18 protein-coding genes and 4 pseudogenes are annotated in these 15,874 nt (G+C 64.9%); 7 read left to right on the forward strand and 15 right to left on the reverse strand.

From position 1 onward, the window contains the following. The first annotated feature begins 145 nt into the window (after positions 1-145). Positions 146-790 carry a PhzF family phenazine biosynthesis protein gene (locus D5S18_RS15520; RefSeq protein ID WP_120041565.1) on the forward strand — a complete coding sequence of 215 codons (645 nt, stop codon included), beginning with the start codon at positions 146-148 and terminating at the stop codon, positions 788-790. Positions 791-917: 127 nt separating this feature from the next. On the opposite strand, the gene D5S18_RS15525 is transcribed toward D5S18_RS15520, so the two are convergent. Beyond that, the gene (locus D5S18_RS15525; RefSeq protein ID WP_120042172.1) at positions 918-1,475 is read right to left on the reverse strand and encodes a TetR/AcrR family transcriptional regulator; all 558 of its coding nucleotides are present in this window, start codon (positions 1,473-1,475) and stop codon (positions 918-920) included. Positions 1,476-1,584: 109 nt separating this feature from the next. On the opposite strand from D5S18_RS15525, the gene D5S18_RS15530 reads away from it, so the two are divergent. After that, positions 1,585-2,235, forward strand: coding sequence for a lysophospholipid acyltransferase family protein (locus tag D5S18_RS15530; RefSeq protein ID WP_120041567.1), 651 nt, complete (start codon positions 1,585-1,587; stop codon positions 2,233-2,235). Between the two features lie 18 nt (positions 2,236-2,253). On the opposite strand, the gene D5S18_RS15535 is transcribed toward D5S18_RS15530, so the two are convergent. The 5 genes from D5S18_RS15535 to D5S18_RS15555 form a co-directional block, all read right to left on the reverse strand. After that, entirely contained in the window at positions 2,254-2,559 is a 306-nt protein-coding gene (locus tag D5S18_RS15535) for a MoxR family ATPase (protein ID WP_203236756.1), read from the reverse strand. A gap of 68 nt (positions 2,560-2,627) precedes the next feature. Further along, positions 2,628-3,626: an ABC transporter substrate-binding protein gene (locus tag D5S18_RS15540; RefSeq protein ID WP_120041569.1), complete on the reverse strand. Its 999-nt coding sequence runs from the start codon at positions 3,624-3,626 to the stop codon at positions 2,628-2,630. Between the two features lie 29 nt (positions 3,627-3,655). Beyond that, complete coding sequence (locus D5S18_RS15545; RefSeq protein WP_120041571.1) at positions 3,656-4,456, reverse strand: ABC transporter ATP-binding protein; 801 nt, start codon at positions 4,454-4,456, stop codon at positions 3,656-3,658. Beyond that, positions 4,453-5,484 carry a FecCD family ABC transporter permease gene (locus D5S18_RS15550; RefSeq protein WP_239003790.1) on the reverse strand — a complete coding sequence of 344 codons (1,032 nt, stop codon included), beginning with the start codon at positions 5,482-5,484 and terminating at the stop codon, positions 4,453-4,455. The genes D5S18_RS15545 and D5S18_RS15550 overlap by 4 nt, the downstream gene beginning before the upstream one ends. After that, entirely contained in the window at positions 5,481-6,443 is a 963-nt protein-coding gene (locus D5S18_RS15555; protein ID WP_239003791.1) for a FecCD family ABC transporter permease, read from the reverse strand. The genes D5S18_RS15550 and D5S18_RS15555 overlap by 4 nt, the downstream gene beginning before the upstream one ends. A 166-nt stretch (positions 6,444-6,609) precedes the next feature. Here D5S18_RS15555 and D5S18_RS15560 point away from each other — a divergent pair, with 166 nt between their 5' ends. From D5S18_RS15560 to D5S18_RS15570, 3 genes are all read left to right on the forward strand, one after another. Continuing rightward, complete coding sequence (locus tag D5S18_RS15560) at positions 6,610-6,870, forward strand: type II toxin-antitoxin system Phd/YefM family antitoxin (RefSeq protein ID WP_120041577.1); 261 nt, start codon at positions 6,610-6,612, stop codon at positions 6,868-6,870. Then, positions 6,867-7,259, forward strand: a complete 393-nt coding sequence (locus D5S18_RS15565) for a type II toxin-antitoxin system VapC family toxin (protein WP_120041579.1) — start codon at positions 6,867-6,869, stop codon at positions 7,257-7,259. The genes D5S18_RS15560 and D5S18_RS15565 overlap by 4 nt, the downstream gene beginning before the upstream one ends. Before the next feature lie 83 nt (positions 7,260-7,342). Continuing rightward, complete coding sequence (locus D5S18_RS15570; RefSeq protein ID WP_147403964.1) at positions 7,343-7,750, forward strand: hypothetical protein; 408 nt, start codon at positions 7,343-7,345, stop codon at positions 7,748-7,750. Here the strand turns inward: D5S18_RS15570 and D5S18_RS15575 are convergent. Both D5S18_RS15575 and D5S18_RS15580 read right to left on the reverse strand, forming a co-directional pair. Beyond that, complete coding sequence (locus D5S18_RS15575; RefSeq protein WP_120041583.1) at positions 7,735-9,045, reverse strand: FAD-dependent oxidoreductase; 1,311 nt, start codon at positions 9,043-9,045, stop codon at positions 7,735-7,737. The two genes, D5S18_RS15570 and D5S18_RS15575, sit on opposite strands and share 16 nt — an antisense overlap. An 85-nt stretch (positions 9,046-9,130) precedes the next feature. Then, positions 9,131-9,604 carry a MarR family winged helix-turn-helix transcriptional regulator gene (locus D5S18_RS15580; RefSeq protein WP_120041585.1) on the reverse strand — a complete coding sequence of 158 codons (474 nt, stop codon included), beginning with the start codon at positions 9,602-9,604 and terminating at the stop codon, positions 9,131-9,133. Positions 9,605-9,720: 116 nt separating this feature from the next. On the opposite strand from D5S18_RS15580, the gene D5S18_RS34880 reads away from it, so the two are divergent. Next, the gene (locus D5S18_RS34880) at positions 9,721-9,897 is read left to right on the forward strand and encodes a hypothetical protein (protein WP_158607881.1); all 177 of its coding nucleotides are present in this window, start codon (positions 9,721-9,723) and stop codon (positions 9,895-9,897) included. A gap of 78 nt (positions 9,898-9,975) precedes the next feature. On the opposite strand, the pseudogene D5S18_RS35695 reads toward D5S18_RS34880, so the two are convergent. From D5S18_RS35695 to D5S18_RS15610, 6 genes and pseudogenes are all read right to left on the reverse strand, one after another. After that, a pseudogene (locus D5S18_RS35695) lies at positions 9,976-10,097 on the reverse strand (23S rRNA (adenine(2503)-C(2))-methyltransferase RlmN); the annotation flags it as partial. A 227-nt stretch (positions 10,098-10,324) separates the two neighbouring features. Further along, a complete protein-coding gene (locus tag D5S18_RS15590) occupies positions 10,325-11,245 on the reverse strand; it encodes a hypothetical protein (protein ID WP_120041587.1) in 921 nt (306 codons plus the stop codon). A gap of 247 nt (positions 11,246-11,492) precedes the next feature. Next, positions 11,493-11,960: a DUF2399 domain-containing protein gene (locus D5S18_RS15595; protein ID WP_120041589.1), complete on the reverse strand. Its 468-nt coding sequence runs from the start codon at positions 11,958-11,960 to the stop codon at positions 11,493-11,495. Positions 11,961-12,203: 243 nt separating this feature from the next. Next, positions 12,204-12,528, reverse strand: a pseudogene (locus tag D5S18_RS15600) (23S rRNA (adenine(2503)-C(2))-methyltransferase RlmN); the annotation flags it as partial. 92 nt (positions 12,529-12,620) lie between these two features. After that, positions 12,621-13,217 (reverse strand): annotated as a pseudogene (locus D5S18_RS36270) (nucleotidyl transferase AbiEii/AbiGii toxin family protein). Beyond that, on the reverse strand, positions 13,214-13,525 hold the full coding sequence (locus D5S18_RS15610) for a hypothetical protein (protein ID WP_147403965.1): 312 nt from the start codon (positions 13,523-13,525) through the stop codon (positions 13,214-13,216). The pseudogene D5S18_RS36270 and the gene D5S18_RS15610 overlap by 4 nt, the downstream one beginning before the upstream one ends. 389 nt (positions 13,526-13,914) lie before the next feature. On the opposite strand from D5S18_RS15610, the gene D5S18_RS15615 reads away from it, so the two are divergent. After that, positions 13,915-15,339 (forward strand): plasmid pRiA4b ORF-3 family protein, encoded by a 1,425-nt coding sequence (locus tag D5S18_RS15615; RefSeq protein WP_120041594.1) that lies wholly within the window; start codon positions 13,915-13,917, stop codon positions 15,337-15,339. Between the two features lie 277 nt (positions 15,340-15,616). On the opposite strand, the pseudogene D5S18_RS15620 reads toward D5S18_RS15615, so the two are convergent. Next, positions 15,617-15,796: pseudogene (locus D5S18_RS15620) on the reverse strand (23S rRNA (adenine(2503)-C(2))-methyltransferase RlmN); the annotation flags it as partial. Positions 15,797-15,874 lie beyond the last annotated feature (78 nt).

Below are 15,874 nucleotides of genomic sequence, written 5' to 3' on the forward strand. Positions count from 1 at the left end.
ACAGTCCGAAGTATGACTCATTCAGGTCTCCCCCAACCCCAATTCCCTCAAACCCGCCGCCCCCGGCCCGAATACTTCCGCTGGTAGACGCGATTTGGTCGGCCTCACGACACCCCGATTTCGACCGATGCGGTTGACTTGTGCGGTGATCGACTATGAGGTTGTGCGCGTGTTCTGCGGACCCGACGGGGACTTCGGCAATGAGCTCGGTGTGGTTCGAGCAGGTCGGGAACTCACGCGGGACGCGGAGCGGCTCGCTGTGGCACGCACGCTGGGCTTGAGCGAGACGGTGTTCGTCGACGACGAGTCGAACGGAGTCATCGATATTTGGACGCCCTCGATCCGACTGCCCTTCGCCGGGCATCCGTGCGTCGGGGTCGCATGGCTGCTCCGCGCGACGCACCTGACCACGGCGGCCGGACGCGTCGACATCCGTCACGATGGTGAATTCACCTGGATCGCAGCCCAATCCGATTGGGCACCGGCCCGCACCCTGCGCCGGTTCGATTCGCCTACAGCGGTCGACGCCCTGGAAATCCCGCCCATCGGCGAATGGATCTACGCATGGGCTTGGCAAGACGAGCACGCAGGCCACCTCCGCGCCCGCGCCTTCCCCGGCCGAGGCGACGGAATCGATGAGGACGAAGCAACCGGCGCCGCCGCGATCCTGCTGACCGCCACCCTGAACCGCCCCCTACTCATCACCCAGGGCCGAGGCTCCCAAATCATGACCACCCCGCTACCGGATGGCCGAATCGAGATCGGCGGCCGCGTCCATCCGGCGAACTAGCGAGAGCCTTATCACTGCTATCGCAACGTCAAGGGGCGTACGACTGCGTACATCCTGGGGTTTCGCCGACCGCTGGCCCGATAAAGTTGCGATAGCAGTGATAAGAGCAGGCCGATGCGCCAACCGGTCAGGCTGACCCCACGAACGTATCGATGACCTCGGCGACCAGGTCGATTGGATTGGTGTCCGGGGAGATGAGGGCGAGGCTGCGGTTGGCGGCCAGGGCGGCTATGCCGTGCAGACTGGTCCAAGCCAGCAGGGCTGCCCGATCAGCAGAAGCAGGGGCGCATTCGGCAATCATGGTGGACCAGCGTTCGAACATCGGAAGGCTTGTTCGGCGCAGGTTTTGGCCGGAACCTTCCAGTAGGTCGTGCCGGAACATCAGCATGAACATCTCGGGGTGGTCGGTCGCGAAGCGCACGTAGGCCAGTGCTGTGTATTCGGCCCGCGCCCGCGGGGGATGTGCGGGTGCGGCCGCGAAATCTGTTTCCAGGGCGGCGAATCCGCGGGCGGCAATGGCCGCGAGGAGGGCGGCGTGGGTGGGGAAGTGTCGACGGGGCGCGCCGTGGGAGACGCCGGCATGCCGGGCGATGGCCCGCAATCCGAGTTGGCCGACGCCTACCTGCTCGAGTAGTTCGACACCGCTCGTCACCAACCGCTCGCGCAACGAATCCGCCACATCCATGCCGAACATTGTCGCCACGCGCTCGATCCGGACGGTGCACCCACCCTGCGTAGACAATGTCTACCAACGGCGTGTAGACAGTGTCTACGAAATCGTTCGGGAGGATGAGATGTCGTACTGGGTGCTGAAGCAGCTTCTGCTCGGACCACTGCTCCGCCTGTTGGGCAGACCGAAAGTCGAAGGATTGCAGCATATTCCGCGCACCGGCCCGGTGATCATCGCCGCCAACCACCTCGCCGCGATCGACTCGCTGTATCTCGCGCTGGTGCTGCCGCGCCGAATCACCTTCATCGCCAAGCAGGAATACTTCACGCAGCCGGGACCGCGTGGCCGCATCATCCGGTGGGTGATGACCGCGACCGGCCAGGTGGCCGTGGACCGCTCCGGCGGCTCGGCCTCGACCGCCGCCCTCGACGCCGCGGTACGCATCCTGGAATCCGGTGGGGCATGGGGTATCCACCCGGAAGGCACGCGTTCGCCGGATGGCCGCGTCTATCGCGGACGGACCGGTGCGATCCGCGTCGCGATGCGGACCGGCGCACCACTGGTGCCGGTCGCGCTGTCGGGCACCGACCGAATCAATCCCCGTGGCCGCCGCTTCTGGCGGCCGGGCCGCGTCCACATCGTCTTCGGCCACGCCCGCACCTTCCCGCCGCTCGATCACACCGAAGTACGCACCGCGACAGACACATTGATGACCGACCTGGCCACCCGATCGGGCCGCCGCTACGTGGACCGCTACGCCGCGAAGTTTCGATAGACGTTGTCGAGACGCGGTTCAGGTGATGCGGAAGACAGGACCGTGGGGACGGAAAGGAAGCGAAGCGCTGGCGATCAGCTCCGGCGGCGCGAATCGACTGCGGTTCTCCACGATCTGCGGCACCCCGATCAGATCCTCCGGCGCGAGTTGCGTGCCGAGCAGGGTGACGCAGTCGAGTCCGAGTGATTCCGCGAAGGCGCACACCAGTGGACTCTTGCCGATACCCGGTGCGCCCCACAGAAATACGGGACGAACCACGGCGACGTGCAGGAGCAATTCCGGCAATTGATCCGGAGTGACCGTGACAGCGGATTCCGACCGCAACCTTCCCAGCAAAGACCGAGATCAGGTTGCGGCCGGAACCACTCGGTGGACCAACGATTTTCGCGCGGTCAGCGCGTGAACGGGGTCCCGGTCGCCTTCGCCACATCGTCGAGCATGCGCCCGGCCGCCTGGACGCCGATGCCCGACATCCACGTCTCATCGGGAACCTCGATCACCCTGTTGCCCTTGACGGCCGGGAGATCGCGCCAAATGGGACTCGTGGTGTAGGTGCCTTTCTGCGTCTTGCCGGGATCGTCGGTGGTGGCGACGAAAATGAAATCGGCGTCGGCCTGATCGATCTGCTCCGGACTGACCTGGCGCATGATCGTCTTCGGATCCGTGGACACCTGCGAGGCCGGGCGCGGCAGACCGATATCGCCGAGCACGGTGCCGGAGAAGGAGTTGCTCAGATAGATTCGGGTCGGTCCGGCGAGGAACCGCACCACCGAGACGGTCGGCAGGGTGCCGCCGTGTCCGGATTTGATCGCCGCACCGAGTGCGCGGGCTTGGTCCGCATAGCGCTTCATCGCATCGGCGGCCTGCTGTTCGAGGCCGAGCGCCTTCGCGTGCACCACGAGATTCTCTTTCCAAGTGCTGCCCGTGGTCTCGGTGAATACCGTCGGGGCGATACCCGACAATTGGGCGTACACCTTTTCGTGGCGCACCTTCGAGGACAGGATCAGATCCGGTCTCAACGAGGCGATCCGCTCGAGATTCGGTTCGAGCAGCGGCCCCACATCGGTGATGCCGTCGACCTTGCCCGCCAGATAGTCCGGGAATCCGCCCTGAGTCCGAGTATGCGCGATCACCGCACCGACCGGCTTGACACCCAGCAGCGTCGCCGAATCGAGTTCGGCGGTATCGAGCACCACGACCCGCTTCGGAGCCTTACCGATCTTGACCGGACCCATCACCGTGTCCACGGTGCGCGGGAATCCGGCCGGATCCGCCACCGACGCACCGGAATCCGTCGCGCCGGAGCCATTCCCGCACGCCACCAGACCCGAAATACCGATCGCCGCCGCGCACAGCGCGACCGCGATCCTGCCAACTCCGCGCAATCGCATGGATGGAGTCCTCTCTCTAGATGGGGATCTCAAGCGCGATGCCGCGCGGCCCGACTGCGGGGGACGACCAGCGGCGTGCCGGTCTCCGGATCGGGCACCACCAGGCAGTCGACCCCGAACACCTCGGCGACCAAGTCGGCGTCGAGCACATCGGCGGGGGCGCCCGCCGCCGCCAACCGACCGTCGTGCAGGACGACGAGGTGATCGGCGTAGCGGGCGGCCTGTCCGAGATCGTGCAGCACCATGACGACGGTGCGACCCGCGGTCTCGTGCAGATCCGCGACCAGATCGAGCACCTCGAGCTGGTGGCGCAGGTCGAGGAAGGTGGTCGGTTCGTCGAGCAGCAGCAGGTCGGTGTCCTGCGCCAATGCCAGCGCGATCCAGACCCGCTGCCGCTGACCACCGGAGAGCCGATCCACCGGACGCTCCCGCAGCGCGTCGGTTCCGGTGCGGCGCAACGCGTTCTCGACCGCCGCCTGATCCTGCGCCGACCACGGCCGCAACATCCGCTGATGCGGATGGCGACCCAGCCGCACCAGCGCCTCCACGGTGATCGCGTCCGGCGTGATCGGCTGCTGCGGCAGCAGCCCGAGGCGCAGCGCCAACGCGCGAGCCGACATGCGATGGATATCGGCGCCGTCCAGGGTGACCACACCGGCCGACGGTCGCAGCAACCGCGAAAGGCCCCGCAGCAGTGTCGATTTGCCGCAGGCATTGGGGCCGACGATGGCGGTGACCGCACCGGCAGGCAGTTCCAGATCGAGACCGTCGATGACGGCGCGATCGGCGTAGCGCAGGGTGAGTTCGCGGGTGGCGAGCACATCGGTCATGAAGTCCTCCGATCGACCGGGCTGCTCTCGCGCAGCATGAGCAGCAGCAACCAGGGCGCGCCGATCGTCGCCGTGACGACGCCGACCGGAACGTGCACGGGCAGTAGATGTTGCGCGGTCAGATCGCAGCCGACGAGCAGGACCGCGCCCGCCAGGCCGGTCACCGCCAAGGTGATCGCCGTCGGCGGACCCGTCACCAGGCGCACCAGATGCGGTACGGCCAAGGCCACGAACGAGATCGGGCCGCTGAGCGCTGCGGCCAGCGCGGCCAGCGCTATCGCCGTCAGCAAAAGCCGCAGGCGCGCTGTGGATACCGGGACACCGAGCGATCCCGCCGACTCATCGCCGAGGTCGAGCACCGCCAGCGTCCGATACTGCGCGAACACCAGCACCAACACCAGGGCCGCGGCGATGGCCGCGCCCTGCACTTGGGGCCAGGTGCGGCCGTAGAGCGAACCCGTCGTCCACTGCATCGCCGACCCGGCGAGCTCGGTCGGGAACCGCACCACCGCCAGATTCACCGCCGCGGTCAGCCCGGCCTGGACCGCCAATCCCACCAGCACCAACCGATTCACCGGCAGCCCGGCGCGACCGAGCACCGCCAGCAGCACCGCCGCGAACAATCCACCGAGCAGCGCCCCGAACGGAATCATGGTCTGCGCGGCGCCTGCGGCGAGCACCGCGACCGCACCGAGGGAGGCCCCACCGGTCACGCCCATGATGTCCGGCGAGGCCAGCGGATTGCGGAACAGCCGCTGCAACACCGCACCCGACATGGCAAGTCCCGCACCGGCTATCAATCCGGCGACCACGCGCGGCGCCCGGAACTGCTGAACGATGTAGATCTCGCCGCCGTCACCGAAACCGAAGGCCGCGCGCAATGCCTGCGGCACCGGCATGTAGACCTCGCCCGCTGCCAGTCCGATACTCACCAGCGTCACCAGCACGAGCACGCATGCCGCACCGATCGCGACGGCACGACGCCGCTGCCGAACGAGCACACTCGCCTTGCCCGCCAACACTTTCACCGCCCCTGCCGATGCCGAGCGAGCACGACCAGCAGCGGCGCGCCGAGGAAAGCGGTGACGATCCCGACCTCCAATTCCGATGGCCTGGTCAACAACCGCCCGACGATATCCGCCGAAAGCAACAGCAGCGGCCCGGCGATGAGACAGCCGGGAATCACCAGCCGATGATCGCCGCCCACCACCAAACGCACCAGATGCGGTGCGGCCAAACCAATGAAGGAGATCGGCCCCGCGACCGCGACCGCCGAACCCGCCAGCAGCACCACCGCGACCATCCCCGCGAATCGGATGCGCGCCACCGGAACACCCAGCGCCTGCGCCGAATCATCGCCCAGCGCGAGCGCGTTCAACGCCGGCCCGAGCGCGACACCGATGACCGCGCCGATGAGCAATGTCGGCAGCATCGGCGTCAGCGCGCCGAAATCGCGCTCGGCGATCGACCCGGCGAGCCAGAACCGCGCCTCGTCCAGCGTGCGCTCACTGAACAGCAGCACCGCCGAAGTCCACGAGACCAGCACCAACTGCAATACCGTGCCGCCCAACACGAGTCGCACCGGATCCAGATCACCCGAGCGTCGACCCAATGCCAACGTGAACGCCCCGGCTGCCGCCGCCCCAACGAAGGCGAAACCCAAATACTGCGTCGGATGCGTCAAATGCAACGCGTAGATCGCCGTCACGACCGCCAGCCCAGCCCCCGCATTCACACCCAGCGTCGTCGGCGCGGCCAACGGATTGCGAGTAATCCCTTGCACAATCGCCCCCGCCAACCCCAGCGCCGCACCCACCGCGAGCCCAACCACCGTGCGCGGCAACCGCATCCCCGTGACCACCATCGCATCCCGCCCCTCCCCCACCCCGAACAGCGCCTGGACCACCGTCGTCACCGGCACCGACCGCGCCCCCACCGCGATGCTCAACACCACGCACACCGCCAGCGCCCCCACCCCCAACACCACCCGGGGCACCACCCGCCGAGCCCGAATCGCATGGTTCATTTCGCTAACAGACACGGCCCAGCAGCTTAAGTTAGCCAGACCTAAGTCTGTCAAGGAGTTCGATTACGGTCGTACGACCAAAATCCGCCGCCATCGCCTCGGGTAGCACCTGTGCTACCGTGACTGTGTGGATACCATCGGCCTGCGTGAACTGCGACAAAACGCATCCGAACTCGTGCGTCGAGTCGAATCCGGCGAAGAGTTGACCATCACCGTAGCCGGTCGCCCCAGCGCTCGACTCGTGCCGCTGACCCCCACGGCTGCTGCTCCGAGAACATGGCGGACCTACGACCAGATCGCGGACCTGTGGAGCGGCACCGTCGACAACGAATGGGAAGCCGACCGCGCGAGAATCGACCAGACACTGCGCGACCCTTGGGCGATATGACCACAGAACCCAGAGGGATTCTCGACACCAGCGTCGTCATCGCCAACGATGTCGTCCCACTGCCCGGCATCCTGACCATCAGCGCCGCCACCCTCGCGGAACTGCATTTCGGCGTCCTCGTCGCCCGCACCGATGCCACTCGCGCGGAAAGACTTCGTCGATTCTCGATCCTGCAGCGCCAGTTCGACGCGCTTCCCGTCGACGAAGCCGTTGCCGCCAGCTACGGACAGATCGCCGCTGCGGTCGCCAACATCGGACGGCAACCCCGCGCCCGAACCATGGACCTGATCATCGCCGCAACCGCACACGCGCATTCCGCCGTCCTGTACACCCGTAACCCAAAGGACTTCGTAGGCTTGGACGATCTGGTTGAAGTGCACGCCGTGTAGGGCGGGCACGTGCGGCATACCGGCCCGAACGCCTTGGCCTCACCGGCCAATTGCGTGATATCGGGCTCTATCACTCGGTTTTGGTGGCGGCCGCGACCAGCGACGGCATCGCATCGTATGTCGGACGCAGGGCAAGCGATATCACCCACCACCTTTCGGGTGCTGGAGGACTGCGGGTTTATCGCGCCAAAGAGAACGATGTCTTTCGCGGCAACCGGAAGATCTACCGCATTGCCGAACCGCTGGTCACGTTCTATCAGGCGATCCTGCGCCCGGATTGGAGCGAATGGGAGCGAACCCGCCTACCTGCACGACTGCGGGAACGCCGGAGCCACCGATTCCAAAGCAATGTGCTCGGCCCCCATTTCGAAGAGATCTGCCGAAATTGGGTGGTGACTCCGACGAATACCGACAATCCCCAAACGCGGCGCCGCTTGTGCCGCGCGGAATGGCCCGAGCCATTCGGAGGCATGCCCTACTCGCCGCGGTAGGCCTGCATCTCTGCCAGGAACTTTCGACGCAGGGACGGGATGCTGCCCGTCAGGCTGAAGTACGTGCGGGCGGCGAAGAGAGCCAGCCGACCGACGAACGGGCGGTAGAGCGGGTCATCGCCGCGGGTGCCGTTCTGTTTCAACGAGTCGGCGACGCGGGCGAATCCGTAGGGGACGATCTCGGCCTCGTATTCGCCGATTGCTGTGATCAACTCCCTGTCCCCCCGCGCGGCCGCGGTCAGCTGACCGCACAGCAGAGCGGCGTCTCGCAGCGCCGTGTTCGCGCCGACGCCCTGGCCGGGCGTCATGGTGTGGATGGCGTCGCCGAGCAGGGTGATGTTGGTCGGCTGCCATGCTTCGATAGGAACCGAGGTGGCGATCCGCAGCGGGAAGGCCGAGGCCGGGTCGGACAATTCGAACATCTTGCGCAGCTTGGGATCCCAGTCGGCGGTGGACGCCAACGCGACCTTGATGAGCTCCTCGCCGCGCAACTCGTGAACCCCCTCGGGGAAGTGGTCGTGGGCGCCCCATACCGAGAGATTGACGTAGTCGCGGGTGTTGTCGTATTGCAAACCGTCCCACACACTCAGCAGGTCGGTGTCGCGATCGTCCTTGGGCTTACCCTCGACGTCCCAGGGGAATTCCATGACGTGGAGCATCCCCATCAGTCCACCTTTGGCGAAGATCAGCGAGATTCCCTGCTCGATCTCCTCCGACAGTAACGCCCTGATCTCCGGCGTCAGCGGGGTTTTGGTGGCCAGCGCGGTGATTCCGGTGTCTTTCACCTCGGCGTGGGGCAGGTACTGGCGGCGGATCGCCGAGCGGGTGCCCTCGGCCGAGACCAGGACGTCACCGTCGGCGCTGGTGCCGTCGTCGAAGTGGGCGGTGACGGTGCCGTCGGGGTGTTGGGTGTAGTGGGTGAACGTCTTGCCGTAGTGCACCACGTCATCCATCCCGGTGAACAGCACTTGACGCAGCGTGGAGCGCGACACCGAGTGCTCGCCGTCGCCGAGCGATCCCAGCGCGATATTCGTGGTAGCCCGCATCTTCTCGGTCAGCACGTTGAAATAGCGGGGAGTCCGTGCGCAGGTCGCGACAAACGTCCGATACAGCTCGGGCGAGAGGCACTGTTCCAGCGAGCGGCTTCCGGTGGCATCGATGCCCACGCGGTAGCCATAGAGACCATCCTTTCGCGTGCCATAACGCTCGTAGACCGCCACGGATACGCCCGCGTTCTTCAGGCCGTGAGCCAGGCACATGCCGCCGGTTCCGCCTCCGATGATGATCACGTGCATGGTGAGGACCTCCCAGAAAACTTGATACTCATGTATCTCGACTGCCGAGCTACATGAGTAGCTTGATATACGAGTAGCTTGATTGTCAAGTCATAGACTGGGACTCCCTCAGGCGTTGAACATGCCTCACTTGATTGGCGGTGCTGGCCGCGAGAAACTCGGTGATCAACCCAAGCTGGTCGGCAGTGTAGTCAGCCAGAACGGCCTTCGCGTCGTTGAGAAACGGCCCCATCAGCGCGTACACACGCTCGGCCGCCAGCGCGGTCGCGCGAACCAGAGTCTTGCGTCGATCGGTGGGATGCGGACTGCGCGTCAAATAGCCGAGCCGCTCCAGGCGATCGAGCATTGTCGTAACACTGCCGGTAGTCAGTCCCATCTGCGCGGCCAACCGCCCCGGAGCCGCCACATCCGTGGCCAGCAGGGCCTCCAAACAGCGCAGATCGGTCTCGTTCACACCCAGCAGCCGAGCCATCTCCCGATCGAAGTCATCGACAGCAGCCTGATAGGCCTGCGTGGCCTCGCCGAGTTTGGTGTACACCGGATCCCAGTCACTTGACATTCAAGTTACTCCTTGTTCAAATGATTACTAGCTCGATAATCAAGATACTCTACTTCCGTACTACTTCACGGAAGAAGTCGCACATATCCGCCGGCACAGTCCGAACGACCACCGACATGGGGGCCGACACCAGCCACACCAAACTCGCCTGCTACAGCGGGGCCGGCTTCATGCCCGCCCTGACAGAAGCCGCCGAACAGAACGAAGTCTCACTGATCGGCCTCAATGAGCTATACGAACCCGTCCCTGGCAATACGAATCCGCCGGCGAAGGACGACCTGTCGCAGCACTGAGGGATGGTAGCGGCGACGCCGACGAATACCGACAATCCCCAACGCCCGACGGCACAACGTCCACGTCGAGACAGGGATTCAGCCTTCAGCGGCCAATGGCCTGTAGGCGGCAGCGATCTCCTGACCTCGGGTATCGCGGACGGGGCACGGGACGCCCTGGCCTGTACTCGGCGGACGAACTCGTCCTGCACCGGTTCCGGCATCCCCTATCCAAGGACAGCTTGGTCTGTGTCCCGCTATCGCGAAGAACATTCCCTATACCGGACGGGTCGATCAGGTACCTTCACACCCCTCCTCGCTGACCAATGTTCCGCGCCTCGCATGGCGCGATAGCCGCGTCGAACTCGCCCGCTTCAGACATGAGCGGAGGGCGCCGCAGGACCTGCTTAGTAGGCTCGGCTGCCGTCGTATCGGCTTCGATAAGCGCCTACGTTGTGGGCCGTGCCCGTAGTGCCGCAGCGGCGATGGCCTCGTAGGCATCGGCCAGTTCAGCTGGGGTAAGTTCCACTGGACGGTGAGCGAATGCGTTGTCCTCGATGGTTTCCAAGGTGAATCCCCCAACCTGAGCGAAATCCTTCATCCAGGTCTGAACTCTCAGGAGCTCGGCGGCAGCCTCGGTTCCCGTATCGAGTTGCTGATGCCGGGTGAAACTCTCCGACAGCGTCTCGAACGCCCCTGCCAACTCCGGATCGGGGCCGGAATCGGCCTCCACGGCCTCCCTGACCGCCCTGTCTCCCCAGTCCTCCCACCGCCAACCGGGCCACTGGTCGGCGATCGTCTCGAGGGCGTCGGAGCTTCCCCCGAACGTCCACACCGCGCCGGATTGCTGCGCGAGATCGAGATGGAGCCCGTGCTTCGGCATGGTAGGCAAGCGCTTTGCCTCGTTCCAACCCGCAATGATCTCTATGAGCGCAGGTCCTTGTTCCAACAGGGTCGCGAGATCGATGGCCGGGGTATAGAGGCGGACCCTCTCGACGTCGGATACGGTGACCACGCACTGCGGCCAACGACCCGCGCAGTAGTCGATCAGGTCGGCTTCCCGGTATCCCGCCCAATGGATGCACCAGTCCGGCCAGGTCACCGACATCGTCTCGAAGACAGCGGATCGGATCGCGCTCTCCTCACACCCGCCCGCGAACCAGAGCAGGAACCGATTGTCGACGTCGATCACGGCAGCCGCTTCCAGGTCGCCGACCCAACCTTCGACGTGCTTTTGCGCGGCAGCGAAACGTAGCGCAGGCAGCACTCCTGGCAGCAGATCCAAATGCAGCGACTGGGCACCCCAGTGCGTGTAATACCTCCGCTGCGCTCCCTCGTCGATGACGACTATCTCGGCACGCGACCCCATGCGGCCGACAGTAGACCCAATCGCGTTGCAGGACAAACGATATTCATGTTCATTGCGACATGCGCATATAGCGCTCGCCTATGGTTTCCGGCCGCGCCCACCTGCCAGCGGGATCGCGACGAGTACGGTGCTGACCAGAGGTTTTTGGACCGTCATTCGCAGGTATGGCAGGCACGCCGAGACCTGCTCGGCATCCGCAACGAAATTCGCGGCACTGCACGGCGCGAGATACCCTGGTCGGCATCGGTCACGCGAGAACGCTCGCACCGAGATCGCCGAGCAGCAGATCGGTCACCGCCTCTTCCTCGACCTGACGACCGATCCGGTCCATCGCCTCACCAAGCGCGCAATCCCGGGCCGGATCGATGGGCGCTCCCGACAGTCGATCACCGTCGTGCACCGCGGCCGCGGCAAGATAGTCGTCGCAGCCGAACCGCCACGGCTCCCACCGGCAATGCCGCCGAACGAAATTCGCGATCCGGATGCCGTACCAGTCGAAGTCACCGTGGTAGCGGAATCGGGCACAGGCACGGGCGAGCTGGTCGACAAGCAGCAGCACGGCGGCGCCGGGCTGGCCCGAGGTGCACACTATCGGGCCGGTTCGGGCACCGAGATGGTCGGCGGCCGCAGCGATCACCGACGGGTTCTCGACAACCGACACCATCAATCCGGTCGACCAGTGCGGCGGTTCGGTGCGTAACTGCCGCAGTGTCAATGCGACCGGTTGCCCGGACTCTCGCCAGGCGTCGAGCGATCGGCCGGTGCCTGTGGTCGAATCGCCGGGGAGTCGAGCACAACCATCGGCATCGACATTCGGCGCTGGGGTATCTCACCCCGGCCGAGTACGCTGCCCGCTGCGACCACACCCACCATCCCGTGGCCTGCGACATCAACTGAAACTGGATCGAATACAACCCGGACTCAAAGACCGGGTGGTCCCGTCATCGGGGACCGGTCAGTCCCGAATGAGGGCGTACTCGATGGAGACGCGGCGGCCCGACTCGTCGGCGTAATACCGTGCGGCGTCCAGAACTTCGGCGACCGGCCAGCGATTGTTGACCGGCACCAAGGTGTCTCGCAACTCGTCGTCCGGAGTATGCAGGGAGACAGCCAAAGTCACCGACAGGTCTTCGTCCGCGAGCTTACGAATAGCTGGGGCCAAGCCAACGGTTGAGACGACGACATTGCGCTGGGAGATGCCGAAACCATCCGGTGCAGGTGACGTAATACGCCGGACAGACTGACACTACTAGACCATAGTTAGCTAGAGGTTCCCCCGTACCCCCCGTTTTACAAACAACACCTCGACCGGCTGAGGCTGGCGTATCCACACTGAGGGTGACGCCGTACTACTGCCCAGGAAGACCTCCCGTGGCTAGCCATCGCTCGCCGGTTTCGGCATGTCTGCCAGCAACTCAGCCAGATCACGGTCCCGATTGAATCCCCGCTCAGCAATCAATCGAACCGCCTCGGCAGCGTCCACCATGTCCCTCGTGGTCGCAACCGCAGCTAAGTTCCTGAGATCCGCGCTGTCCTGAGGACGGCTCTCATCATCGCGGGCAAGCAGCTTCAATGCGATGAGGTGGCCCGTACGAGCGACCGGCAAAACCAGCCCAGGGAAAATCTCGAGCGACTCCGCAGCCCGAACAATTTCCGGTTCGATGCCCGAACTGGCGAACAGCAGGTCCACGACCACCGAGACTCCATCGATACGCCGTTTGAGTCGAACAGTCGCTAGCCTTCCAGAGTCGTGTTAAACCGACGCGAAGAACTGGTATCCGGTTGCCATCAGCGACTGCACCAGAGCCTCTGCTTGGCTGTCGTCGACAACTGCGGCAGCAATATCGACATCCTGTGTGAATCGAGGCTCCGATCGAGCGGACACCGCAAACCCACCAACAATTGCCCATTGAAATCCGCGCTGGTCGAGATCGGCAGCAGCCCTTCGCAGAGCTGCTTCGAGTGGGTTCATGCGAACCTGGCCGTAGGTCGGCCCCGCCCTTTGCCGAGCGGCTCGTAAGGTCGCACCAGTAACCACTCGTCAACCGCTGCGTCGAGCACCGACTCATCCGCGTCAGGATGCAAACGACGCAGTCGGGCACGCTTCATCCCCAAGCCGAACTCGAACATCGCGATCGCGAGCCTCAGTCGTTCGGCGGGTGAGTCTTCGTCCATGGACCAAACACTACCGCCGCTCGCCGGTACCCTGTCCACCTCATAACCCCTGGCCTTTTGCGAGAAGAACTTCGACGGAGTCACCTTCGAGAAGATAGAACGCACCCTCGATTCCATTCACTCTGTGCGAGCAGCGGGAGGGGGTACCGGTCGGTGTGCCGTACACGCAGGAGTGTCAGAACGAGCATTCGCCAGCGATTTCTCAAGTACCCCGAGAACCCTATCCCTCCTGCGACGTCATTCCTGACTACGCAGGTCATTGTCGGTGTGGGTGAGTAAGGCTGCCTGTCGCCGGCACTATCCTTCGGCAGCGAGTTGCTCCGTGCTGCGGAACAGTACGTTGAACCGCACTCCCCACCGAACGCAACCGAGGGGTCGCCCCCGCCGCGCAAATCCAGATCAGCGCAGCGTCAAGGCAGCACGGGCTTGCGCCGAACCTCGTCGATATCCGCCGGGAAGCACTGGCGTGCCCGCGCCCTCGATAGGCTGACGGAATGAACGATGACCACCGACACGAGAAACGGCGGCACCTGCGCGCGGTAACGCCCTCGCGTCGGCGGCCGCGGCGTGACACCACTGTCACCTACCGGGTTCACATCGACCTCGGCGACACACAGCCACCACTGTGGCGCCGGCTGGACCTGTCCTCGGATCTGTTTCTCGACGAACTACACGAGGTGATTCAGACCGCGTTCGGCTGGACGGATAGTCATCTGCACCAATTCGGCAGCGGGCCGAGCTATTACGACCCACTCACCGAGTACTACCTGTGCCCGTACATGACCGAGGACGATGACCAGCCCGGAGTGCCCGAGGAGCAGGTCCGCCTCGACGAGGTACTCCAGCAGCCGGACGACGCGCTGTTCTACTGCTACGACTTCGGCGACGACTGGCAGCACACGATCACCCTTGAAACAGTGCTGCCGCGCTCGACGGACGCACCCCCGGCGATCTGTCTCGACGGGCAACGGCCTGGACCGCCGGAGGACTGCGGCGGCATCGAAGGCTACGAATTGGTCGCCGCCGCCGCTGATCCCGCCGATTCACGGCACGCCGCCGCCCTCACCGAATTCCACGATATGTTCGGTGCCGAGTCCGACCCATCGACGCACCCGCCGACCGTGTTCGACATCGACCGGATCAATCGAGTACTCGCCGGCTTCGTGCGCCGCTCCGTCACCGACGAGATCGCTGCGAACCTGCCACCGGTTCTAGCGGCGCTGGTGGACGCCGCGCACGGGATGCTGCGCCGCGAGTTGCTGATCCTGATCAGCCGTGCCCGCCTGGATGCGCCCGTGCCGGTGGACACCACCGTCGCCGAACGCGTGCTATGCCGCTACCGACGCCTGCTCGACCACGTCGGCGACGGCGTGAAGCTCACCGCCGCCGGGTACCTCCCGCCCAAGGTAGTCCAGGCCCTGTACGACGAGATGGACATGCGCGACGGATGGATCGGCAAGGGCAACCGGGAGGACCAAACCTACCCGGTCCTGTCCCTGCGGGAATCCGCCCAGGCGCTCGGCCTGCTGCGCAAGCACCGCGGCCAACTGCTTCCCACAGTCAAAGCCCGTGCGCTGCACGATGATCCAGTCGGGCTCTGGCGCTACATTGCCGACCACGCCCCCCGCTTGTGCAAGGAGCCCTACCAGCAACACGGCGGCCTGCTGTACCTGCTCGCACTCACCGGCGCCGACGACGACCCGCAAGGCTTCGTCCGAGACTCGCTGCCCGCGCTCGGCTGGATGATCGATATCCGCAGCTTCGACGCCGCCGTCCGCGACGCGACCCGGCCGGTTCGAGACCTCCTCGAACACTTGAATCTGCTGACCTGGCGACAGGGTGTATATCCGAGCACGCAGATCCCCAACACGGACGCTGCGGAATTCGCGCGCGCAATACTTGGCGGACTATCAAAATAGTTGCACGCCAACGACGTTCACAATGCCAGCCACGCCATACCGGGATCTTCCCGTGACGCCGGACGATCACGCCGGGCAGGTCGAAGCCTCGATGACCCAGAACAGCTACATGGGCCGTAAGCGTGTGCGCTTCACGGTTGCCGAAGCCGTGAACGAGGCACTGGGAGACGATCATGACGACCTTGAGCTCAGCGCGGAGATTAGAGAAATCGGAGGACATCGAACGGCGGATATGGGCCGGCATCACCGCGCAGGTCGACGCGGGATGCCACGAAACCTATCCCTCCGCGGCCAACTGTCCACACGCCGCCGCGATCTCCTGGCCGCGGATATCACGCACCGTGCACGGCACACCCTGCGCCTGCACCCGCCGAACGAACCCCCGCTCAACAGGTTTCGGCGACGCATCCCACTTCGAACCCAGCGTCGGATTCAACGGAATCAAGTTCACGTGCACCGGCGAGCAGCCGTCGAAGTGGGCGAGCTACCAACCGGATCGTCTGAAATCCTTTGCCGCGCAGGAAGCGAGGTAAAT

Origin of the sequence: Nocardia panacis (genome assembly GCF_003598715.1) — a bacterium.
GTDB classification, from domain to species: domain Bacteria; phylum Actinomycetota; class Actinomycetes; order Mycobacteriales; family Mycobacteriaceae; genus Nocardia; species Nocardia panacis.